General features: G+C 57.5%; 21 protein-coding genes. 16 read left to right on the top strand and 5 right to left on the bottom strand.

Annotated features, from left to right (window positions below; genetic code table 11):
- The first annotated feature begins 11 nt into the window (after positions 1 to 11).
- The 5 genes from AC2TCY_RS04865 to AC2TCY_RS04885 are packed head-to-tail and all read left to right on the top strand — an operon-like array spanning position 12 to position 3873.
- The gene (locus AC2TCY_RS04865; protein WP_480845873.1) at positions 12 to 167 is read left to right on the top strand and encodes a DUF5993 family protein; all 156 of its coding nucleotides are present in this window, start codon (positions 12 to 14) and stop codon (positions 165 to 167) included.
- 10 nt (positions 168 to 177) lie between these two features.
- Positions 178 to 747, top strand: coding sequence for a disulfide bond formation protein B (locus AC2TCY_RS04870; RefSeq protein WP_480845874.1), 570 nt, complete (start codon positions 178 to 180; stop codon positions 745 to 747).
- A 34-nt stretch (positions 748 to 781) separates the two neighbouring features.
- Positions 782 to 1144, top strand: coding sequence for a DUF3302 domain-containing protein (locus AC2TCY_RS04875; RefSeq protein WP_480845875.1), 363 nt, complete (start codon positions 782 to 784; stop codon positions 1142 to 1144).
- A gap of 21 nt (positions 1145 to 1165) precedes the next feature.
- Positions 1166 to 2311, top strand: a complete 1146-nt coding sequence (locus AC2TCY_RS04880) for an HlyD family secretion protein (protein ID WP_480845876.1) — start codon at positions 1166 to 1168, stop codon at positions 2309 to 2311.
- Positions 2312 to 2322: 11 nt separating this feature from the next.
- Positions 2323 to 3873 carry an efflux transporter outer membrane subunit gene (locus AC2TCY_RS04885; RefSeq protein WP_480845877.1) on the top strand — a complete coding sequence of 517 codons (1551 nt, stop codon included), beginning with the start codon at positions 2323 to 2325 and terminating at the stop codon, positions 3871 to 3873.
- Positions 3874 to 3876: 3 nt separating this feature from the next.
- Here AC2TCY_RS04885 and mprF read toward each other — a convergent pair whose 3' ends face one another.
- The gene (mprF, locus tag AC2TCY_RS04890) at positions 3877 to 6486 is read right to left on the bottom strand and encodes a bifunctional lysylphosphatidylglycerol flippase/synthetase MprF (RefSeq protein ID WP_480845878.1); all 2610 of its coding nucleotides are present in this window, start codon (positions 6484 to 6486) and stop codon (positions 3877 to 3879) included.
- Between the two features lie 126 nt (positions 6487 to 6612).
- Complete coding sequence (locus AC2TCY_RS04895) at positions 6613 to 7041, bottom strand: Lrp/AsnC family transcriptional regulator (protein ID WP_480846364.1); 429 nt, start codon at positions 7039 to 7041, stop codon at positions 6613 to 6615.
- A gap of 86 nt (positions 7042 to 7127) precedes the next feature.
- Between AC2TCY_RS04895 and rocF the strand changes: the two genes are divergently transcribed.
- From rocF to AC2TCY_RS04910, 3 genes are read left to right on the top strand one after another with little or no spacing between them, the layout of a single operon-like run.
- Positions 7128 to 8048: an arginase gene (gene rocF / locus AC2TCY_RS04900; RefSeq protein WP_480845879.1), complete on the top strand. Its 921-nt coding sequence runs from the start codon at positions 7128 to 7130 to the stop codon at positions 8046 to 8048.
- A complete protein-coding gene (gene ctlX / locus AC2TCY_RS04905; protein ID WP_480845881.1) occupies positions 8048 to 8968 on the top strand; it encodes a citrulline utilization hydrolase CtlX in 921 nt (306 codons plus the stop codon). The genes rocF and ctlX overlap by 1 nt, the downstream gene beginning before the upstream one ends.
- 10 nt (positions 8969 to 8978) lie before the next feature.
- Positions 8979 to 10019 (top strand): ornithine cyclodeaminase, encoded by a 1041-nt coding sequence (locus tag AC2TCY_RS04910; protein WP_480845882.1) that lies wholly within the window; start codon positions 8979 to 8981, stop codon positions 10017 to 10019.
- Positions 10020 to 10068: 49 nt separating this feature from the next.
- On the opposite strand, the gene AC2TCY_RS04915 is transcribed toward AC2TCY_RS04910, so the two are convergent.
- The 3 genes from AC2TCY_RS04915 to dctP all read right to left on the bottom strand — a co-directional run bounded on the left by AC2TCY_RS04915 (position 10069) and on the right by dctP (position 13183).
- Positions 10069 to 11472 carry a TRAP transporter large permease gene (locus tag AC2TCY_RS04915; protein ID WP_480845884.1) on the bottom strand — a complete coding sequence of 468 codons (1404 nt, stop codon included), beginning with the start codon at positions 11470 to 11472 and terminating at the stop codon, positions 10069 to 10071.
- Positions 11473 to 11475: 3 nt separating this feature from the next.
- Positions 11476 to 12105 (bottom strand): TRAP transporter small permease, encoded by a 630-nt coding sequence (locus AC2TCY_RS04920; protein WP_480845885.1) that lies wholly within the window; start codon positions 12103 to 12105, stop codon positions 11476 to 11478.
- Between the two features lie 61 nt (positions 12106 to 12166).
- Positions 12167 to 13183, bottom strand: a complete 1017-nt coding sequence (dctP, locus tag AC2TCY_RS04925; RefSeq protein WP_480845887.1) for a TRAP transporter substrate-binding protein DctP — start codon at positions 13181 to 13183, stop codon at positions 12167 to 12169.
- 411 nt (positions 13184 to 13594) lie between these two features.
- On the opposite strand from dctP, the gene acs reads away from it, so the two are divergent.
- The 8 genes from acs to AC2TCY_RS04965 all read left to right on the top strand — a co-directional run bounded on the left by acs (position 13595) and on the right by AC2TCY_RS04965 (position 22995).
- Positions 13595 to 15559, top strand: coding sequence for an acetate--CoA ligase (gene acs, locus AC2TCY_RS04930; RefSeq protein WP_480845889.1), 1965 nt, complete (start codon positions 13595 to 13597; stop codon positions 15557 to 15559).
- A gap of 7 nt (positions 15560 to 15566) precedes the next feature.
- Positions 15567 to 16250 carry an adenylate kinase gene (locus tag AC2TCY_RS04935; protein WP_480845891.1) on the top strand — a complete coding sequence of 228 codons (684 nt, stop codon included), beginning with the start codon at positions 15567 to 15569 and terminating at the stop codon, positions 16248 to 16250.
- 189 nt (positions 16251 to 16439) lie between these two features.
- Complete coding sequence (locus tag AC2TCY_RS04940) at positions 16440 to 16724, top strand: DUF4212 domain-containing protein (RefSeq protein ID WP_480845893.1); 285 nt, start codon at positions 16440 to 16442, stop codon at positions 16722 to 16724.
- A gap of 5 nt (positions 16725 to 16729) precedes the next feature.
- Positions 16730 to 18514: a sodium:solute symporter family protein gene (locus AC2TCY_RS04945; RefSeq protein ID WP_480845894.1), complete on the top strand. Its 1785-nt coding sequence runs from the start codon at positions 16730 to 16732 to the stop codon at positions 18512 to 18514.
- A gap of 108 nt (positions 18515 to 18622) precedes the next feature.
- Positions 18623 to 20446, top strand: coding sequence for a DUF294 nucleotidyltransferase-like domain-containing protein (locus AC2TCY_RS04950; RefSeq protein ID WP_480845896.1), 1824 nt, complete (start codon positions 18623 to 18625; stop codon positions 20444 to 20446).
- 27 nt (positions 20447 to 20473) lie between these two features.
- A complete protein-coding gene (locus AC2TCY_RS04955; protein ID WP_480845898.1) occupies positions 20474 to 20992 on the top strand; it encodes a hypothetical protein in 519 nt (172 codons plus the stop codon).
- A 2-nt stretch (positions 20993 to 20994) separates the two neighbouring features.
- On the top strand, positions 20995 to 22407 hold the full coding sequence (locus AC2TCY_RS04960) for a 3'-5' exonuclease (RefSeq protein WP_480845899.1): 1413 nt from the start codon (positions 20995 to 20997) through the stop codon (positions 22405 to 22407).
- 87 nt (positions 22408 to 22494) lie between these two features.
- Entirely contained in the window at positions 22495 to 22995 is a 501-nt protein-coding gene (locus tag AC2TCY_RS04965; protein WP_480845900.1) for a flavin reductase family protein, read from the top strand.
- Positions 22996 to 22997: the final 2 nt, after the last annotated feature.

Consider the following 22997-nt stretch of genomic DNA (forward strand, 5'->3'; position numbering starts at 1 on the left):
AGAACCGGGCCATGATTGCGCTTTTATTTGCATTACTTACGGTCACAATGGGACTGAATTACTTCAATCTGACGAAGGTAGCCAACGTGCTGTTTTTTGTCACGCTGGCGTTGAGTGTGTATTGGCTGAAGTTCCACGCCACCAGCCAGCTGACCATTCAATTGTGAGGGGCGCGAGATGACACCTGAATTGTCCAGAACCCTCAACGCTCTTGGAATGCTGGCCGTCTGCATTGTTCTGACGTTGGCATATTTCTACCAACTGAAACTCTACGAGCTTCCCTGCCCTCTATGCCTTCTGCAACGGGTCGGTTTCGTTGCGGTCGGTGTTGGTCTCGGCCTAAACCTTCTCTATGGCGCACGTCCGCAGCATTATGCGATCGTGCTTATTGCAGCGCTTTTCGGCGGTAGCGTCGCGGTTCGGCAAATCCTGCTGCATATCGTGCCGGGTACTGGTCATTATGGCTCTCCGGTATTGGGGCTGCACTATTATACGTGGGCTGCGATTTGCTTTTTCCTGATCTTGTTGGGCACGGCCTTCATGCTGCTGTTTGATCGCCAATACGTGGATCGCTCGCGGGCCGAACCGCGGTTCGGAGGCAACAAACTCGCCAAGATCGCTTTCTTTGTCATGCTGGGGCTGGCGGTAATGAATGCCGGAACGACACTGTTGGAATGCGGTCCGGGCATTTGCGCAGATCCTCCAACCAGCTACAAATTGATTGACGAACTGGACAACAACAACTGAGGATAGAACAACCTTCCCATAAGGAGGCGTGAGCATGGGACTTCTGGGACAACCACTGGAATATTACGACTACCTTACGTTTGTGGCACTCATCCTGCTGCTGGCCGCTATTATGGGACTGTTTCTTTTCCTCATGGGCTTGCCTGGACGCATTGCGATCAAGCGCAACCACCCGCATGCCGAGGCCGTCAAGATCATGGGTTGGATGGGTTTTCTGGCCGTTGTACCCTGGGTTCACGCGTTCATGTGGGCATTCCACGACGGAGTGACGGTAGACATCCGGCGTGGCCCGGACGAGGAGCGTGATGCGATCCGCGATGAGATCAAACGACTGGGCGGCAAGATCAAACCCGAATATCAGGACCGGCTCGATACAGACGAGACACAGCAAAGCTAAGGCCAAGGGAAACTAATTACTATGTTCGTTGCCCTAGGCATCACGCTTTTCTACATCATTTTCGTCTGGTTCATCTTCTTCAAGATGGAGTGGCTGAAATTCAATATCGCCTGGGGGATCGTTTCCTTCTGGGTCGGTGCCCATCTGCTGCTGATTTTTCTTGTTGCCCTGCGGTTCTTTCAACCATTCTCGGTCGACAGCCACGTGGTCCGGTCGACCATCCAGCTCGTACCCAAACTGACTCAACCGACGATTCTGACCGAAGTTCTGGTCGAGCCGAACGCTCCGGTCAGCAAAGGCGATCCGCTTTACCGTTTTGACGATACGGTCTTTTCGCTAGCGGTGGACAATGCCAAGGCACAGCTGGTGGCTGCCGAACAAAACGCCAAGATACTCGAACAGGATGTGATCGCTTCGACCGAAGCAGTCGAGCGCGCCAACGCGCAATTGGCCTATGCCCTGACGCAGCAGGCAAGGTATGAAAACCTCGTCCCGGCCGGTGGAGCACGGCAGGACGAGTTGGATCGCTGGGACGAACAGGTCACCGAAGATCAGGCGCAGGTCAAACAGGCCGAAGCCAACCTTGAGAAGTCGAAACTGGCTCAGGCTTCACAGATCGACGGTGTGAACACCGGTATTCTGCAAGCGCAGGCGCAACTGGCCGAAGCTGAGTATTTCCTTGAAAACACAACGATCTATGCGCCCGAAAATGGCATGATCGTTTCTCAACAGGCGCGCCCCGGTCTGGTGGTCGGTGATATTCGCCTGGGCGCCATTGCCAGTTTCGTGACAGAGGAAAACCCATACATCCTTGCCACCTATCGACAGCAAAACCTGAAATTCGTTGAACCCGGCCAACCGGTTGAGGTCGCGCTGGACCTCTACCCCGGTGAAATCCTGACCGGCAAGGTCGAGGCGATCTGGTGGGCCACCAGGCAGGGGCAGTACCTGCCTTCTGGCCGCCTACCCGGCTTCGAGTTGCCCAAGCTTCCTGGGCGGATCGCAGTGCAAATCTCGGTCGATGTGCCCGAGGGGCATACTTTCCCGGCCGGCGGACATGCGGCCGTGGCTATTTACACGGGCATGGGCAAAAGTTTCGAGTTCCTGAGGCGTATTAACATTCGCCTTTATTCCTTCGCCAACTTCATCCGACCGCTGGATATTTGAGGATGCGCGCCATGACACTCCGCCGGTTGTTGGGCTCGGCCCTCTGCGCAGCCACACTCGCCGCCTGTGCCCCGGTTGGTCCGGATTTCGTCCGCCCGAATTCTCCGGTCGTGAAACAATGGATCGAGGTAAACAGCCCCAGCGCAGGTCAAAGCGGGCTGACTTCCCGCAGTGCACCGGTGGTGCGCTGGTGGGAGACGTTCAACGACCCAACGCTAAACAAGCTGATCGCCGAAGCTTATGCTCAGAACCTGTCACTACAGGTCGCAGGCGCGCGTGTCCTGCAGGCCCGTGCTCAATTGGGGATAGCCTTCGGAGAGCTTTACCCCCAGTCACAGGCGGTCGGAGGCTCGTTTGAGCGGCGTCGGATCAGCGACAATCTGGGACCGGTTTCAGATATCCGGCGGATTATCCCGCTGGATACCGAATTTTCTACCTCACAGGTTGGGTTTGACGCGCAATGGGAGCTGGACGTCTGGGGCGCGCAACGGCGCGGGGTTCAGGCGGCACGCTCTAATCTGGCGCTGCAAGTGGCAAATTACGACGACGCGCTGGTGACGCTGACCGGTGATGTGGCTGCGCTCTATATCAATATCCGGTCGCTGCAAGAAGCACTGGGAATTGCCCGCGAAAACATCAAACTGCAGCAGGAATCGGCGGATCTGACCCAATTGCGCTTCAACAACGGCGTCACGACCGAGCTGGACGTGCAGGAGTCCCTCGCCTTGCTGAACAACACCAAGGCTCTGGTCCCCGAATTGGAAAGCGACCTGCAACAGGCCAAGAACGCCTTGGCCGTGTTGCTGGGCAAGACGCCTTCACGCATGACCAGCCTACTGGGCAATTCGGGACGTATCCCCTCGGCGCGGTCCAACGTGGCTGTCGGGGTGCCCGCCGAACTGTTGCGCCGCCGTCCCGACGTGCGCGCTGCCGAACTGGCAGCCGCGACGCAATCGGCGCAGGTGGGCATTGCGATTGCAGATCTCTATCCTCAGTTCGTCCTGTCCGGGGCAATCGGATTGCAGGCTTCGGGTGGGCAGGATCTGTTCAGCTCCGGCAGCAACACGGGGCTGGCCAGCGCCGGGGTTGTTTGGAACGTGCTGAACTATGGTCGGATTCAGAACAACGTACGGGCGCAGGATGCCGCATACCAAGCATTGATTGCGAACTATCAGAACACCGTTCTGACAGCCTATTCCGAAGTCGAAAGCGCTATGGTTGCCTATAGCGAGGCGCGCAAGCAGGTGGCGTTTTATCAGAAAAGCGTTGATGCCTCACGCAAGGCGGCCGAAATCGCCGTTGATCAGTACCGCGACGGCATCGCCAGCTATTCCCGCATCCTGAACACGCAAACGGCGCTGCTGCGGTCTCAGGCCAATCTGATCGAGGCGCGTCAGCAAGTGTCCAGCAATCTGGTTGCGGTCTACAAAGGTCTGGGCGGCGGCTGGCAAATCCGACAAAACCGGGAATTCCTGCCCGAAACCGTGCTTGCCGAAATGGCGTATCGCACGGATTGGGGCGATTTGCTGGAAAAGACACCAACCCGCGCCAGCCTGAACTGACCCCTATTTCGTCAGGCCGCGCAATCCGCCTGAAATCAAGATGTTCACTTCATACAAAATGCGGGGTGCAGCCAGCCCTCCGGGGCTGGCCAGATAATTCGGGCTCCATTCCGGGTCGAACTTCTGTTTGAACGCGCGCAATCCTTCGAAGTGATAAAACTGCTCGCCATGCTCGTAAACGAACCCGCCAATGCGGTTCCACAGCGAGGCCAGCTGCCGGTTTTCGATCCCTGAAAACGGCGCGGCGCCCAGCGAAAACCAGTGGAACCCCTGCTCGGACCCCCAGACCATCATCTCGGCGAACAATGCGTCCATGACAAAGCTTGGACTGTCGGGTTCGTATCGCATCAGATCCAGCGAGAGCTCGGATTTGTTTCCCCCCTGAAAGAGGTTGGCGAATGCCATGATCTTACCGGTTTCGCCATCGCGCAGCACTGCGTGGTCGAAATAGGACAGGTATTGGTCATCAAACCCACCCAGGGCGAACCCTTTCTCCTCACCCGCCTTCTGCGCCAGCCAGTCGTCAGAAATCTTTCGCAATTCGGGTAAGACCGGAGCCAAATTCTCTTTTGGGATAATCTCGAATGCATACCCTTCGCGCTTGGCCCGGTTCTTGGCCTGACGAAACCGTTTACGGGATTTGCCATCCAGCGAGAAATCCTTTAGCGGCACCCGCGCGACCTCACCGATTTTCAGGATCGACAGACCGAGGTCCAAAAATGTCGGCAGGTATTCAGTGGAAACACTGTAAAAAGCACAAAGCTTGCCTTCGCGGTCCGCCATTTCGCGCAGCTGCCAGATCAATTGTTGGCCTGCTTTTTCATCGCCCACCGGCTCACCTTTAGAGATCAGCGCGTTGCCGGTATCGGCATAAGCGATGAAGGCGGTTTCATCCGGGGAAATCAGAAACTGTTTGTCACCGGTCAGCGAAATCTGCGACTCGGTGTCTTCGCACTCCATCACCAAGCGCTCGACGACCTCGGGGATTTCAGTTCGTACAGGGGTCGGAAGCTCACGTCCGAACAGAGAGTTCACTGCCACAACGCCGACAATCACGGCCACCACGAGGCTGGAGCGCAGGAACCGTGAAGCGTCGCCGTTCCAGGCAAAATCCCACCACAAGGCATTCTGATATTCAACGTGGGAATAGGCAAACAGGCCCACCCAGAAAATCACCGCTAGCAAGACAACGACGCTGACCAGCCAAGGGATGTTCAATCGAAATATCGAAGCGCCGCTGACCCGGTAAAACGCGCCACGGAACATCGCCAGCAGCCCGATCGTGGCGAGCATCGACAGGGCTTCATGCGTGTCCAACCCCTTGGCAAGCGACGCAAAGAAACCCGCTACCATCAGAAACATGGCCACGACCCACGCCCGATAGAGTTTTCGAAACAACCCACGCGACACAAGCAGCAACAAGACCCCAACGGCGCTGCCCGCAAGATGCGAAGCTTCGACAAAAGAGAGCGGCAAGACCTCTCGCAGGACGCCCAGGTTTTGTGACCCGGCTGGCAACGCGCCCGAGACCAGCAGGGTTACCCCGGCGACTGCCGCAACGCCGGCGGCCACCATCGGTACCATGGGCCGGATGACTCGGTAAACCCACGTTGCAGCGCCGCCAATCCGGTTCCTCTGCGTCAAGGTCGAGGCAATCGCAATCGACAGAGTGGCGATACCAAACGGCAGGAAAGTGTATACAACGCGATAAAGCAGCAGCGCGGCGATTACGTCGGACCGCCCCGATGCGCCCAGTCCGGCAATCAACGTGGCCTCGAAAACACCAATGCCTCCGGGAGCATGGCTGAGGATGCCAACCGCGATGGCCGCTACGTAGACAGTAAAGAAGTAGGGGAAACCCACCCCAAGATCATCCGGCATCAAGACATACAGCGTCATCGAGGCACCAAACAGATCCCCCAATGCTGCGAGTGTCAGCAGACTGGCCAGCTTGCCGCCGGGCAGATTAAACCCAAACCCCGCAACGGACAGCCGCCGCCCGCCGCTTGACAGCCAGATGAACAGAACGGCCAACCCGGCCAGCAGACACAGGCCGATCGCGGTTTCGGTTGTCTCGCTGATCGGCAGCACTTTGGCCACACCATCCGGGTGGAAGGTCAGCAGGATGCCCAATATCAGGACCAACCCCATCCAGAACGCGACCCAGGACGTGGCGATGACACCCGCCACGCGCCCCAGGTCCAGCCCGAGCGAGGCGTAGATCCGGTATCTGATCGCTGTGCCGGTTATGTAGGAAAAGCCAAGACAGTTCGACACGGCATACCCGCTTGCCCCGGCCATGCCAGCCACCGGCAATGGCACCTTGCCGCCTGCAATGCTTTGCACTGCGAACACGTCATATAGTGACAGCGATACAAAGCTGATCGCCGTCCAGCACATCGCAAAGAACATGATTTTCCAAGATGTGCCGGCAATATCCGTCCTGACGTCCACCCATTTCACATGAGACGACAGGTCATGCAAAACCGTCAATGCAATCAGAGTAACCAATATCGGGATGACAATACGCACCCAGGGCTTTTCCAAAAGCTCGGTAACCTTCTCGGCCCAGCGTATGGCGCGTGGGTCTTCGCCGGTTTCCTGTGTGCTCATGGTGAACGCCTCTGCTCCTGCGCGGTTATGCACCCGTGCCCCAACTGCATGACAACAGGGGCGTATTTTGGCCATGGGTGAACCTTGGCACAGTTTGCGCCTCGGTCAAAGTGCGACGAAACGCAATCAATACCGTCCCTTGCGGGTGGACAACAACAAATTGGTCTCAGACCGCGTGACACCTTCCATGCGCCTGATCTGAAACAGAACTTCATCCAGCTCGGCCAGGGTCTCGGTGCCGATCTCGGCAATCAGGTCCCAACTGCCATTTGTCGAATGAACCGCCCGCACCTGACGCATTGCGGCAATCCGGGCCATGGTCCTTTCGGTTCCCCGGCCTTCAATTTCCAGCATCATCAGTCCGCGCACCGAGCTTTCAGCGACGCCCTGCCGGGTCAGAACGGTAAAGCCTACAATCTCACCAGATTGCTTTAGGCGTTGCAGGCGGCTGCGTACCGTCGTGCGAGTCACCCCTAACACCTCGGCCAGTTCAGACAGGGATGCGCGGGCGTCCCTGTGAAGGGCGTTCAGCAATCTGTTATCCAAATCGTCCAAATTTACTTTCCATTTCGTATTTCTACCTTTCAATTTGAACATTTTGCCCTCTTCTCGCAACCCAGCTTGTGTCGGTAGATAGACATATGGACAAAATGAACCTTATTCTTGCCGGTGTGCCAATGGACGCCGGAAAACAACGGCAGGGGTGCCGAATGGGCCCTGACGCATATCGTGTCGCGGGTCTCGCACAAGCCCTTGCAGACCTTGGGCACAACGTTTCGGATATCGGAGACATCCACCCTGATCTGGTGGACATCCCCGAGCACCCGCACTTGTTTTCCCTTCCCGAATGCGTGGGATGGACCAGCGCGCTCAGCCGTACAGCGCAGGAATCTTCGCAGACCGGACTACCGATATTCATGGGCGGCGATCACGCTTTGTCGATGGGAACCGTCGCAGGAATGGCGGCGCATGCAGATCGCGTCGGACGACCGCTTTTCGTTCTTTGGTTGGATGCCCACAGCGATTTTCACACGCCAGACAGCACAGGCAGCGGTAATCTACACGGCACGCCAGTGGCCTATTTCACGGGCCAGCCCGGATTCGATGCATTTCCCGCGTTGACTGCACCTGTTTCCACCGACCGTGTCGGCATGATCGGATTACGCTCGGTCGACCCGGCAGAACGTGCAGCCTTGGAAAAAGACCATGCCATGCTGGTCGACATGCGCAGCATTGACGAGCACGGGATCAAGGCACCGCTGATGGCGTTTCTGGACAAAGTGCGCGCTGCGAACGGGATTTTGCACGTTTCACTGGACGTCGACTTTCTGGACCCGTCCGTCGCGCCCGCTGTCGGCACCACCGTTCCCGGCGGCGCGACCGAGCGCGAGGCGCATCTGGTCATGGAGCTTCTGCATGAAAGTGGCCTTGTGTGTTCGCTGGATCTGGTCGAATTGAATCCATTCCTTGATGAACGCGGCCGTACCGCAAAACTGATGGTCGATCTGGCGGCTTCACTGCTGGGCCGCCGCATCTTCGACCGCGTAACACGGAGCTTCTGATGCTGTCCCTTCAGGCACCTTCCGCCGTCGTCATGATCCGCCCCCACGCCTTTGCGTCCAATCCGGAAACTCGCGACGACAACGCCTTTCAAACGCTGGCAAATCGTTCCTCCGAGGCCACCTCGGCCGCAGCCCGCGACGAACATGACCGTGCGGTCGAGCAACTGCGCGAAGCTGGCGTAACCGTCCACGTGTTTGACGATCACGGTGAACACGATACCCCTGACAGCGTGTTCCCGAACAATTGGTTCTCTACGCATCCGGGTGGGCATGTGGCGATCTATCCGATGTTTGTCCCGTCTCGTCGGCGCGAACGCCGAATGGATGTGATTGAGATGCTGAAACACGACTATCGCGTGCAGGACGTGATCGACTATTCGGGACTTGAACCGGACGATCTTGCCTTGGAAGGCACCGGAGCCATGGTTTTGGATCACGTGGGCCGTATCGCATACACGGTCAAATCCAATCGTGCCGATCCAGTGTTGCTTGAGCGGTTTTGCACGCACTTCAACTATGAGCCCATCGCGTTTGAAGCACGGGACGCGCAAGGTCGGGACGTCTACCACACCAACGTTTTGATGGGCATTGGCACACATTACGCCCTGATTTGCCTGGACATGATCACCGATCGGGAACGCAGGGCGACGGTGCAGGCCCGGCTGGAAGAATCCGGGCGTACCGTTATTGATCTCAGCCACGAACAGATCGCCGAATTTGCTGGCAATGCCATCGAACTGGCCGGTCGCGATGGTCTGGTGCTGGCCCTGTCCAGCCGCGCGCTGGCCGCGCTTAGGCCCGATCAGCTTGCCGTGATCGAAGCAAGCGCGTCACCCTTGCCGCTTTCCGTTCCAACAATCGAAACCGCCGGTGGGTCGGTGCGCTGCATGATCGCAGGCATCCACCTGTCACGCCGCTAGGAGAATTCCCATGCAACCTTCTGACAAGGCGCTTGTTCCATTCGTTTCCGTCGACAACATGATGCGGTTGGTTCACCACATCGGCGTCGAGGCGATGATCACCCAGATCGCCGCCCAGATCGAGGCTGACTTCAAACGTTGGGAAAGCTTCGACAAGACCCCTCGCATCCCGGCTCATTCACCTCATGGGGTGATCGAGTTGATGCCGACTTCGGATGGCGAGGCCTACGGGTTCAAATATGTCAACGGTCACCCAAAGAATACGTCCGAAGGATTGCAAACGGTGACAGCCTTTGGCCTGCTGGCAGATGTCTATACGGGCTACCCCACTCTGCTGACTGAGATGACTATGCTAACGGCTTTGCGTACCGCGGCCACATCGGCGATGGTTGGCAAGTACCTGGCACCGAAATCGGCCACAACTATGGCGATGATCGGTAACGGAGCGCAATCCGAATTCCAGTGTCTTGCGTTCAAGGCGATGTGCGGAATCGATACAGTCCGTCTTTTTGATACGGACCACAATGCGACCGCCAAATGCGCGGCGAACCTTACGGGAAAAGGCTTGACGGTTGTCTCCTGCAAAACCCCCGAAGACGCTATCGAGGGTACTCAGATCATCACGACCTGCACGGCGGACAAGAAATACGCAACGATCCTGACAGATAACATGGTTGGACCCGGCGTACACATCAACGCGATCGGGGGCGACTGCCCTGGCAAAACCGAGTTGCACCGGGACATCCTTCTACGATCAGACATCTTCGTGGAGTATCCGGAGCAGACAAGGATCGAGGGTGAAATTCAGGCTTTGGAAGCTGATCACCCCGTCACTGAGATGTGGCAAGTCATGACCGGGCAGGCCAAAGGCCGCACCGATGATCGCCAGATTACTCTTTTCGATAGCGTCGGATTTGCTATCGAGGATTTCTCGGCGCTTCGATACATCAAGACTGCCATTGAAGGCACTGATTTCTATGAATCTCTGGACATGCTGGCAGACCCTGACGATCCACGAGACCTTTTTGGGATGTTGATGCGGGCAAGCTAAGAACCCTCTCTGACGACTGACTGACCCCAGCTTTTCGCTGGGGTCTTTTTTATCCGGCCAGTGACGGCAGGTAGAGGACGATGCCCGGGAATGCCACGAGCAGAGCTATAGTCAGAGCATCCGCTACGAAAAACGGGGTAACACCCTTGAAGACGTCCTGAACACTCAAATCAGGGCGCACACCCGCCACGACAAAGCAGTTCAGGCCGATAGGGGGCGTGATCAGGCAGAACTCAGCCATTTTCACAACTAAAATGCCAAACCAGATCGCACACATCGGGCCCGACATACCAAAGGCGCTGTCGGCGGCCGATACTGCCTCGCCGCCATTCAGGGCCATGACTGCAGGATAGACGACCGGCAAGGTCAGCAGCAGCATTCCGATTGCGTCCATGAACATGCCCAGCACCGCGTAGGCAAGCAGGATACAGATCAGGATCAGCATGGGCGACATCTGCAGCGACGTGATCCAGTCGGAGAACGCGCCAGGCAAGTCGGCGAACCCAAGAAAGCGCACGTAGATCAGAACACCCCAGATGATCGCAAAGATCATGGCGGTCAGCTTGGCGGTTTCCAGCAGTGCCGATTTGAACTGGGGCCAACGCATGCCATGGAACAGGGCAAAACAGAAGACGATAAAGGCGCCGATGGCGCCACCCTCGGTTGGAGTGCCCCATGCCTTTTCACCGAAGGGGTTATAGACAAAGCAGATGATGATCAGGATGACAGCTACGATCGGCAATGCGCCCGGCAAAGCAGCAAAGCGTTCTTTCCATGTAAACCCAGTCACGGGAGGGCCAACGGATTTGAAAATCACGGCAATTCCGACGATCAACAATCCGTAAATCACCGCCGAAAAAGCCCCTGGGATGAAGCCTGCAAGCAGCAGCTTTCCTACGTCCTGTTCGACAATAATGGCATAGATTACAAGAATTGCAGAGGGCGGGATCAACGAAGCCAACGTCCCTCCTGCGGCGACCACGCCAGCGGCAAAGCGTTTGTTATATCCCACGGCCAGCATCTCTGGGATAGCTATCCGAGCGAACACTGCCGACGTTGCGACCGAAGCACCCGACACCGCAGCAAACCCGGCGGTGGCGAAAATGGTCGACACCGCCAGCCCACCCGGCACCCATGCCACCCAGCGTTTGGCGGCTTCGAACAAGGCCCGGGTCAGCCCCGCGTAGTAGGCCAGATAACCGATCAGGATAAAGGTTGGAATCAGGCTGAGCGTATGGGAAGCGACCTTGGAATGAGGCACCTGCCCTGCTGTTTTGACGGCGACCGTGACCGCCTTGCCGAACCGCCCCGGATCATAGCCGAATTTGGCCCAGAATATCCAAATCAGTCCTACAAGCCCGGCAAGTCCGGCAGCAAACGCCACGCGCATCCCGACCACGACCAGAGCCAACATGCCGCCCGTGACCCAAAGTCCGATTTCTATCGTGTCCATGAGTTATGAGCGCCCTTCGAACTGTTCAGCCTCTGCCGCTGCTTGCGCCGCAGCGTCTTGGATCAGCGGGACAGCAACCGGTGTTTCCAGCCCCAAAACGAAAGCGCGGCCATAACCCCATGCTTGCAGAACCAAACGTGCGGACAAAACGGAGAAGGCTATGGGGGCAAGCAGCTTGGCAGGCCAGATCGGGATACCAATGTCGATCGAGCTGTCTCGGCTCCAAAGTGGTGCACCAAAGTCAAAGGACCGGTCGAAATGAGCCCAACTGCCCCACACCAAAGCCAGCATCAAAGCGAGGATCAGCAGGATCGAAATCAATTCGAAAAACCACAAAGCCCGCCCGGTCAGGCGCGAGATCACGATGTCCATGCGAATGTGTCCGCCATCGCGTTGAACGAAAGAAATGCCCAAAAAGGCAATCAGCGGCATGGCCTGTTCGATCCAGTCCACATAACCCGGCAACGGTGCGTTCAAGGCATTTCGCCCGCTGACAGACACGACCGCCAGAACCATCAGGCCGAACACCGCAAATCCGCTGATCAATGCCAAAAGCCGCTCAAGTCTCAATAGTCGCTGATCCAGACGGCTGAGAAGACTGCCGTCTTCCAGCACCGTGGCCTGTCCTGCCATCCCCGTGACCCTCTATCTTGAAAGAATAACCCGGGTGCCAGGTGGCACCCGGTCTGGATTTTCAGTTGCCGCCACGTTGTTGTTTCAGCGTTGCCTGAACCAGGTCGTAGAGATCCTGCGCTGGCAAGCCCTGAGCGGACATATCTTCAATCCACTTCTCGCGGATCGGGTCCGCCGCTTTGGCGCGGAACTCTTCAATCACGGCGTCGTCGATCATTACTTTTTGGACGCCCTTCTCGTCCAAGACACTGTCCCATTGCTCTAACAGACCACCATAGTTGGCCAGGTAATGGTCAATGGCTTCATCAATCGAGCTGTTCAAAGCTTCAAGGTGCTCGGCAGGTAGGGATTCATAGGCTTCGATATTCACAACAACCGGGCAATTAACCGTCCCCGGGTTCAGGTTCGCTGTCCACCAATCAGCCTCATTGATCGTACCAAAGGACAGATGCGCGTGCTGGGCAAAGGCCACGGTATCCACAACGCCAGACTCCATAGCATTGTAGGCTTCGGTTGCAGGCACGGATGTCGGCACACCGCCTACGGCTTCGAACGCCTGACCCAAACCACCTGTGGCGCGCACGCGCATTCCTTCGAAATCCGCCAGTTCGTCACGTGCATCACCGGTACCCACCAGATTGTATTGTGGCATAGGCGAAGTCATAATGATCCGGGCGTTCCACTGCGCCATCTCGTCTTTTACCGCCGGGTGATCATAGACAGCGTGGCTGACCGCCACCTCTTCGTCCAGCGTATTCACGCCGAGAAACGGCAATTCCAGGACGGTGATCGCCCGGTTTTTGTCGCGATGATAACCCGCGCAAAACTGTGCCATTTCAAAGGCGCCGATTTCGATTCCGTCCAGGTTTTCACGCGGTTTGGACAAACCGCCGTAGCTGACATTGATGGTGAAGTCACCGTTAGTCTTTTCGCTGACCAGCTCAGCCAGCTTTTCCACATGTTCGGTAAAGGCCCGGCGCTTACCCCAAACCGAAGCATTCCATTCGGTTGCAGCCGCTTGGGTAACAAACGACATGCTCTGGGCGGCGACAACTGCACCGCTCAACATCTTGTTCATAATGATTTCTCCCTTTGGTGCGCCCCCTCCCGAGGCGCTTGGAGGTAAAGCTAGCGCCAACCTTAGGATGTGCCAACCCCTGCATCGGAAACGTGCCAGTTTAGACAATTCAGCTAGACAAAGAGCGCTAGCCCTGACCGGCACGCACAAAATAGGTAGCCTGACGTGATAGATTTTTTTACAGGTTAGCAATTGTTTTTGTGTTATTTTTTCACGCACATCAGTATTTATTTACAAAATTCCCTGGCCTTCAAAAATTTGTTTACAAACAAATCCAAGGATTACGGCAATTTATTTATTTCTTTTCAGAACTCCGTATTATCCAAAGTTGGGGAGGAACAGGGTCGACTTTGCCTAATCGGCGAGCAAAACGGTCCAATATCATCCAGTCCAGAGGGAGGAGCCTCAAAAATGACTACCGCTGCCCAGGCAGATGCCAATACCTATCCGCCATCCGCAGAAACCGTCGCGCGCGCCCATGTCGATGCTGACAAGTACGCCGACATGTATGCGGCCTCGGTGAGTGATCCTGATGCATTTTGGGGCGAACACGGCAAACGGGTTGACTGGATCAAGCCATACACGCAGGTCAAGGACGTCAATTACGACTTCGGGTCGGTTAAGATCAACTGGTATGCCGATGGCACGTTGAACGTTTCGGCCAACTGTCTGGATCGGCACCTGAAAACACGGGGCGATCAAACCGCGATCATCTGGGAGCCGGATGATCCAAACGATGCCGCCGAGCACATTACCTATGCCGAACTGCACCGCCGCACCTGCCGGATGGCCAACATTCTGGAATCGATGGGCGTGCGTAAGGGTGACCGTGTCGTCATCTATCTGCCGATGATCCCCGAAGCTGCCTATGCCATGCTGGCCTGCGCTCGGATCGGCGCGATCCACTCGATCGTTTTCGCAGGCTTCTCGCCTGACGCTCTGGCCGCGCGGATCAATGGCTGCGACGCAAAAGTTGTAATTACCGCCGATGAGGCTCCGCGCGGTGGGCGCAAAACGCCGCTTAAATCAAATGCCGACGCGGCACTGCTGCACTGCAAGGACACTGTGAAGTGTTTGGTCGTCAAGCGCACCGGTGGTCAGACCACGTGGATCGATGGCCGCGACTATGACTACAATGAAATGGCGCTCGAGGCGGATGACTACTGTGCACCCGCCGAGATGAGTGCAGAAGATCCTCTGTTCATTCTCTATACCTCTGGATCGACCGGCCAACCCAAAGGTGTTGTACACACGACGGGCGGGTATCTGGTCTATGCTGCTCTGACGCATGAGATCACCTTCGACTATCACGAAGGCGATGTCTATTGGTGCACGGCAGATGTAGGCTGGGTCACCGGCCACAGTTACATCGTATACGGTCCGCTGGCCAACGGCGCGACAACGCTGATGTTCGAAGGTGTGCCGACCTATCCCGATGCCAGCCGATTCTGGCAGGTTTGCGAAAAGCACAAGGTCAACCAGTTCTACACCGCCCCGACCGCGCTGCGCGCCCTGATGGGGCAAGGCAACGAATGGGTCGAGAAATGCGATCTGAGCGATCTGCGCACATTGGGCACGGTCGGCGAGCCGATCAATCCTGAGGCATGGAATTGGTACAACGAAGTTGTCGGTGGCGGCCGCTGCCCCATCGTCGACACCTGGTGGCAGACCGAAACCGGCGGCCATCTGATGACGCCGCTTCCGGGTGCACACGCGATGAAGCCTGGCTCGGCCATGAAACCTTTCTTCGGCATTCAGCCGGTGGTTCTGGACCCGCAATCGGGTGTCGAGATCCAGGGCAACGGAGTCGAAGGTGTGCTCTGCATCAAGGACAGCTGGCCCGGCCAGATGCGTACCGTCTGGGGCGATCATGAGCGGTTCCAGAAGACGTATTTCGCCGACTACAAGGGCTATTACTTCACTGGCGACGGCTGCCGCCGCGACGAGGACGGAGACTATTGGATCACCGGGCGCGTAGATGACGTGATCAACGTCTCGGGTCACCGCATGGGCACAGCCGAGGTTGAAAGCGCGCTGGTAGCACATGCCGCCGTTGCCGAGGCCGCTGTTGTTGGCTATCCGCACGAAATCAAAGGGCAAGGCATCTATTGCTACGTCACCCTCATGAACGACCGCGAACCCAGCGATGAGTTGATCAAAGAGCTGCGCACATGGGTCCGGACCGAGATCGGACCTATAGCCAGCCCCGATGTGATCCAGTGGGCGCCGGGCCTGCCGAAGACCCGTTCGGGCAAGATCATGCGCCGTATCCTGCGCAAGATTGCCGAGAACGATTTTGGCTCGCTGGGTGATACTTCGACACTCGCCGATCCGTCGGTGGTCGAAGACCTGATCGAAAACCGTGCAGGCAAGTGAGGATGTGATGGACGCTGCCACAATCACCACACCCACTGTTCTGATCCTTCTCGGCCCTCCGGGTGCCGGGAAGGGTACACAGGCCCGTATGCTCGAAGACAAGTTCGGTCTGGTTCAACTCAGCACTGGCGATCTACTGCGCGAAGCCGTCGCAGCGGGAACTGAAGCCGGAAAAGCGGCGCAAGCCGTCATGGAAGCCGGCGATCTGGTCAGTGACGGGATCGTCATCGCCATCCTGCGTGACCGCATGGCCCAACCGGACTGCGCCAAGGGCGTCATTCTGGACGGTTTTCCGCGCACCACAGTTCAGGCCGAAGCCCTGGATGGCCTGCTGGCCTCGGCAAGCCAAAAGATCAACGCGGCCATCAGCCTCGAGGTTGAAGACGCTGAAATGGTGACCCGTATCTCGGGCCGTTACACCTGTGCAGGTTGCGGCGAAGGGTTCCATGACACGTTCAAACAACCTGCCGAAGAGGGCAAATGCGACAATTGCGGCCATACCGAATTCAAGCGCCGCGCCGATGATAATGCCGAAACGGTGGCCTCACGCCTTGAGGCTTATCACGCACAAACCGCGCCGCTGATCGACTACTACCAGAACCATGGTGTGCTGAAACGCACCGACGCCATGGGCAAGATCGAAAACATTGCACGCGATCTGGAAGAGATCGTCGGCGACGCGATGAGTTAAGGGGAGGAGATAAGCCCAACACTCCGGGCTTTGATCCTACAACAGAATACTTCAAAGGCCCCGCCTTGGCGGACCGGTGGAGTTTTGCCCGACGCCAACCAGGCGTTTGGCACAATCGAGAAGCGACCCGACGCACTGGAGGAGTATTGCTCCGGGTCGCCAAACGAGGAAGCGAAGGAGGAACCCGCAATGGCGGATAATTCGACAAACTCCGCGCAGGCTGCCGACGCCGATAAGGGTTATTGGCAAGCCAACCTGCGCCTCATCTACATCAGCCTCGCGATATGGGCGCTGGTGTCGTTTGGATTCGGCATTCTGCTGCGTCCATTGCTGTCCGGTATCGCCGTTGGCGGCACCGATCTGGGCTTTTGGTTCGCTCAGCAAGGATCGATTCTGGTCTTTCTGGTGCTGATCTTCAACTACGCCTGGCGCATGAACAAGCTGGACGCCGAATACGGTGTTGAGGAGGACTAAGCAGCATGGACCAGTTTACCATTAACCTGCTGTTTGTTGGCGCGTCCTTTGCGCTGTACATCGGCATCGCGATCTGGGCCCGCGCGGGTTCCACATCTGAATTCTACGCCGCGGGTCGCGGCATCCACCCGGTCACCAACGGTATGGCGACAGCGGCTGACTGGATGTCGGCAGCTTCGTTCATCTCGATGGCGGGCCTGATCGCCTTTACCGGCTACGACAACAGCTCGTTCCTGATGGGCTGGACAGGCGGCTACGTGCTGCTGGCACTTTTGCTTGCGCCTTACCTGCGGAAGTTCGGCAAATACACCGTGTCTGAATTCATCGGTGATCGCTTCTACAGCCAGACCGCACGTATCGTTGCGGTGATCTGTCTGATCGTGGCGTCGGTGACCTACGTTATTGGTCAGATGACCGGCGTTGGCGTGGCCTTTGGCCGCTTCCTCGAGGTATCGAACACCACCGGTCTGCTGATCGGCGCGGGCGTTGTGTTTGCTTATGCGGTGTTTGGTGGGATGAAGGGCGTGACCTACACTCAGGTCGCTCAGTACTGCGTGCTGATCACCGCCTACACCATCCCGGCGATCTTTATCTCGCTGCAGCTGACCGGAAATCCGGTTCCGGCGCTGGGTCTGTTCGGTGATGCCGCAGGTGGTGAGCCGCTGCTGACCAAACTGGACGCCATCGTGGCCGAGCTTGGCTTTGCCGAGTACACAGCACACCATTCGAACACGCTGAACATGGTGCTGTTCACGCTGTCGCTGATGATCGGTACTGCCGGTCTGCCGCACGTGATCATGCGCTTCTTCACCGTGCCGAAAGTGTCTGACGCACGCTGGTCCGCTGGCTGGGCGCTGGTGTTCATCGCGCTGCTGTACCTGACCGCCCCTGCGGTTGGCGCAATGGCTCGTCTGAACATCACCGACATGATGTGGCCCAACGGTGGCATCGAAGGTGGCGCCGTATCGGTCGAAGAGATCGACAACGATCCGCGCTATGACTGGATGGCCACGTGGCAGAAAACCGGTCTGCTGGATTGGGAAGACAAGAACGGCGACGGCAAAATCCAGTACTACAACGACAAGTCCGAAGCCATGCAGGCAATTGCGGAAGAAAAAGGCTGGGTCGGTAACGAGCTGACCAAGTTCAACCGTGACATCCTGGTTCTGGCCAACCCCGAGATCGCCAACCTGCCAGGTTGGGTAATCGGTCTGGTTGCGGCCGGTGGTCTTGCGGCCGCTCTGTCGACCGCTGCGGGCCTGTTGCTGGCGATCTCGTCGGCTGTGTCCCACGACCTCGTCAAAGGTGCGATCAACCCGTCGATCTCTGAAAAGGGTGAACTGCTGGCGGCGCGGATCGCAATGGCCGTAGCCATCGTTGTTGCAACCTACCTGGGTCTGAACCCACCGGGCTTTGCTGCGCAGACGGTTGCTCTGGCGTTTGGTCTGGCGGCTGCCTCGATCTTCCCGGCGCTGATGATGGGGATCTTCTCGACCCGCATCAACAACACCGGCGCGGTTGCTGGTATGCTGGCGGGTCTGACCGTGACACTGGTCTACATCTTCCTGCACAAGGGTTGGCTGTTCATTCCGGGCACCAACTCGTTCACCGATGCTGATCCGCTTCTGGGTCCGATCAAGTCGACCTCGTTCGGCGCCATCGGTGCGATGATCAACTTTGCGGTTGCCTACGTAGTTGCAGGCATGACCAAAGAGACACCGCAGGAGATCAAAGATCTGGTCGAAAGCGTACGCATTCCCCGTGGTGCGGGCGCAGCTCAGGATCACTGAGTTAGATGCGGTCGGCGGCTAACGTCTCTGACCGTATCCTTCGATCCACTGTACCCGCCCGGCATTCCACCGGGCGGGGCTTTTATTTCAGAATTCCAGAGACACACAATGCCCCTGTCCCATGATGAGATCACGCGGTTTCTGAAATCCGTACACCCGTATGACGCCCTTTCCGCAGACGCGCTGGAGGACCTTGCCAGTCAGATCAAGGTCTGGGAAATCGAGGCGGATTCAGCGGTTTACGAATTGGGACATCCCCTGCCCGGCGTATTCGTCATCTATGAAGGTCAGATTGAAATTACCGATGAGAACGGCGCAGTCGTTTCGCATTTGGGGTTACGCAATTCCTTTGGCGAACGTGGCTTGCTGAAAGATGGCAAGGCCGCAACCAAAGCGAGGGCGCATACGCCTTCCATTCTGATCGTGCTACCGCCCGACCTGGTGCACACTTTGATCTCCGAACACGATGTGGTCGCGAAATTCTTCAATCGCTCGCGCGGCCAGCGCGCTGGTCCGCAGAGCCTGGCCACCAGCGCCGTTGACGTGCTGATGGCGCGCGACCCGGCCACCTGCCCTCCGAACACGTCGGTTCAACAGGCAGCGCAGATGATGCGCGACAGACATATTTCTTCGCTTTGCGTGACTGAGGATGAAGCGCTGCTGGGCATTGCCACTTTGCGGGACATTTCCGGTAAGTTCGTAGCGGAGGCACTACCGCAGAACACTCCGATTTCAGCCATCATGACGGCTAACCCAATTACCTTGTCGCCCAATGACATAGGTTCCGATGTTCTGCACGTGATGATGGAGCGCGGGATCGGTCATATTCCGATCTCTGAAGCCGGTCGGCTGGTTGGAATTGTAACGCAAACAGACCTGACCCACTATCAGGCGGTCAGTTCGGGCGAGCTCGTGCGCCGGATTGCGCGCGCGAACACGGCACAGGACATGGCGAGTGTCACGGCCGAAATCCCACAACTCCTGGTACAGTTGGTTGCCGGCGGTAACCGCCACGAAATCGTAACCCGCTTGATTACGGACATTGCTGACACGGCAACACGCCGTTTACTTGCACTGGCGGAAGACAAGCTCGGCGCCCCTCCGGTGCCCTATCTGTGGCTGGCGTGCGGTTCACAGGGGCGGCAGGAACAGACAGGTGTGTCGGATCAGGACAATTGCCTGATGCTGGATGACAGCGTAACCGATGCGGACATGGACTATTTCGCGAAGCTTGCGAAGTTTGTTTCAGACGGGCTGGACATCTGCGGGTACTTCTATTGCCCTGGCGACATGATGGCGACCAATCCGCGCTGGTGTCAGCCGGTACGGGTCTGGCGCGACTATTTCCAGGGGTGGATCGCAAAGCCCAACCCCGAGGCACAGATGCTGGCCTCGGTTATGTTTGACCTGCGCCCCATCGGCGGCGCGTTCGAACTATTCACAGACTTGCAGACCGATACGCTGGCCGCCGCCAACGCGAACTCGATCTTTGTGGCGCACATGATCTCAAACTCTCTTAAACACACGCCGCCGTTGGGGTTGTTGCGCGGGTTTGCCACCATCCGCTCGGGCGAGCATCGCAACACGCTGGATCTGAAACACAACGGCGTGGTGCCGGTGGTTGATTTGGCTCGTGTCTACAGCTTGCAGGGCAAATTGACCGAAGCGAACACTCGTGCGCGCCTGAAAGCTGCCGAAGCGGCGGGCGTGCTCAGCCATTCTGGGGCACACGATCTGCTGGACGCGTATGACCTGATCGCGGAAACGCGCTTGGACCATCAAGTTCGGCTGGTCAAGTCCGGCGAAAAGCCTGACAACTACCTGCCACCGTCCGAATTGTCGGACTTTGAGCGAAGTCATCTGCGCGATGCCTTCGTCGTGGTAAAAACGATGCAATCCGCGGTCGGCCACGGCAAGGGAATGCTGGGTTAACATGCGGCTGAAGAACGGAGAGACGACATGTTTCTGGAATTGATCGGCACAGTCTTTGCAGGCTTTGCCTTTGCGGGCATCGTCATGGTGGCAAACAAGCTGACCGGAGGGCGGTTGCCCAAATGGGCTGCCCCTGTGGCGGCAGGTGTGGGCATGATCGCCATGACCATTTCCAGCGAATATTCGTGGTATGATCGAACACGCGGTCAGTTGCCGGAAGAGTTGACCATTGTGCAAGAGGTCGAGAGCCGCGCCCTCTATCGCCCCTGGACCTATGCGGTGCCCTTCGTGGACCGGTTTGCCGCCATCGACACCGTGTCGGTGCGCACCAACGAAAGTGTTCCGGAACAGCGCCTGGTCGATCTGTATTTCTTTGGCCGCTGGGCTCCGGTTTCCAAAATGCCGATTGCTGTAAACTGTGTCGAAAACAGCCGGGCCACACTGGCCGATGGAGCAGAATTTGCCGATGACGGGCGTCTTCTGAACGCCGACTGGTTTGTGGCGGGCTCTGGCGACCCGGTCATCGAGGCGACCTGCGGGGTCTGAAAATGTTTAACCACCTGAGCCTACGCCTGCGGATTTTCCTGTTCTTCTGCCTGTTGGCGGTCGGAGGATTGCTCGTCAGTTCGACCGCGTTGTGGATCAGCTATCAAAGGGTCGGCAACCCAGACCTGTTGGACGCCTACGTATTTGCAGGGCTTCTGATCGCCTTTGGGTTTCTGGGCTTGATCGTCGGCGTCTGGCTTCTGTTTGATGACAACGTGGCGAAACCGATCGAGCGCCTGTCGGCGCAGCTGCGTGCCCGGGCACACGCCGGTGTCAGCACAGAGCTGGATCTGCAAGCAGCGCGGTATCTGGGAGACCTGGCCCCGGCCGCTGCAGGGTTGGCGGAACAACTGGCCGACACTGCGATGAACACAGCCGAAGCCGTTGCTGCCGAGACCGCCCACCTGGCCACCGAAAAGCAGCGGTTGACCGCGCTGCTGACCGAAATTCCCGTCGCCATGTTATTGGCCGGACCAAAGCATCAGATTGTTCTTTACGACGCGCAAGCAGCTGAGGTTTTGGCGCAAATCGCGCATCCCAGACTAAATGCATCGCTGTTTGACTATCTCGAAAGCACCGGGTTGACGGATGCTTATGCCAAGATGAACAAAACCGGCATGGATGTCTATTGCACACTGACCAGCGTTGACGGGCGACAAACTTACACTGCCCGGATGAAACCGCTTGGTGATGCGCCGGGGTATATGTTGATTTTCGAAGACAGCATTGCTCGCATCCCGCCCGACGATGCCCGTCCGCTGGTATACGATTTCGATCTTTTGGACACGCCGGGCGATGATGTCTTTGAAGACCGCGCGCTGTCTGACCTGATCTTCGTCGTATTTGACACGGAAACAACCGGGCTTTTGCCCCATAAGGATGAGATCGTGCAGATCGGCGCAGTTCGCGTCGTGAAAGGAAAGATCGTTGAAGGCGAGCAGCTGAATACTCTGGTCGATCCTGGCATTCCGATCCCTGTTGCCTCGACCAAAGTACACAAAGTCAACGACGCAATGGTACAGGGCGCACCTGATATCGCCAGTGCCGGGCGTAGTTTTCACCAGTTTGCACGTGACGCCGTGATCGTGGCCCACAACGCGCCGTTCGACATGGCCTTTTTGCGCCGCCACGCGGACAAGATGGAAGTGGAATGGACACACCCAATTCTGGACACAGTTCTGCTTTCGGCAGTTCTGTTCGGAGCCAGCGAAACGCATACCCTGGATGCGGTATGCGACCGACTTGGCATTTCCATCCCCGAGACACTGCGGCATACAGCTCTGGGCGATGCGGTGGCAACTGCCGAGGTTCTGGTCCGGATGCTGCCGATGCTTTCGGCCCGCGGCATGGTTACCTTTGGCGATGTTATCGCGGAAACCCGTAAACACGGGCGGTTGCTGGAAGATCTGAACTGACCAAAAAGATGTGAACTTGACCTAGCTTTTCGTGGACAATCCCGGCACGGCGTGGCACCTGAGACGAGCCCAGTGAACGAGCGTGCAATGACCGAAAAGACCTTTATGCCCAACCCGGACCAAAGCATGGCCTTTCGCGAGGCATTGGGTTGTTTTGGCACTGGGGTCACGGTCGTTACGGCCCATACGGAGAATGGCCCGCACGCCATCACCGTCAACTCGTTCTCGTCCGTATCTCTGGACCCGCCATTGGTGCTTTGGTGCCTGGCTCGGGACTCGAACCGGTTTGATACTTTCAGCACCTGCCAATCTTATTCGATCCATGTAATGGCGCAGGATCAGCAGGACCAGGCGGTGAAATTCGCCCGTAACGGATTGGATTTCTCGCACGCGGAATGGCAGCTCGATGAGGCCGGACGACCGCAACTCGCAGGTTGTCTGGCCCGTTTCGACTGCAGCCTTCACGACTGTCACGAGGCCGGCGATCACTTGATCCTGGTCGGTCATGTGGACAAGGTCATGTACCGCAAAGGTCAGGGGTTGATTTTCAAACGTGGTCAGTTCGGCGGGTTCGCCGATCTGTTCTGAAG

The organism is Ruegeria sp. HKCCD7181, from assembly GCF_057221055.1.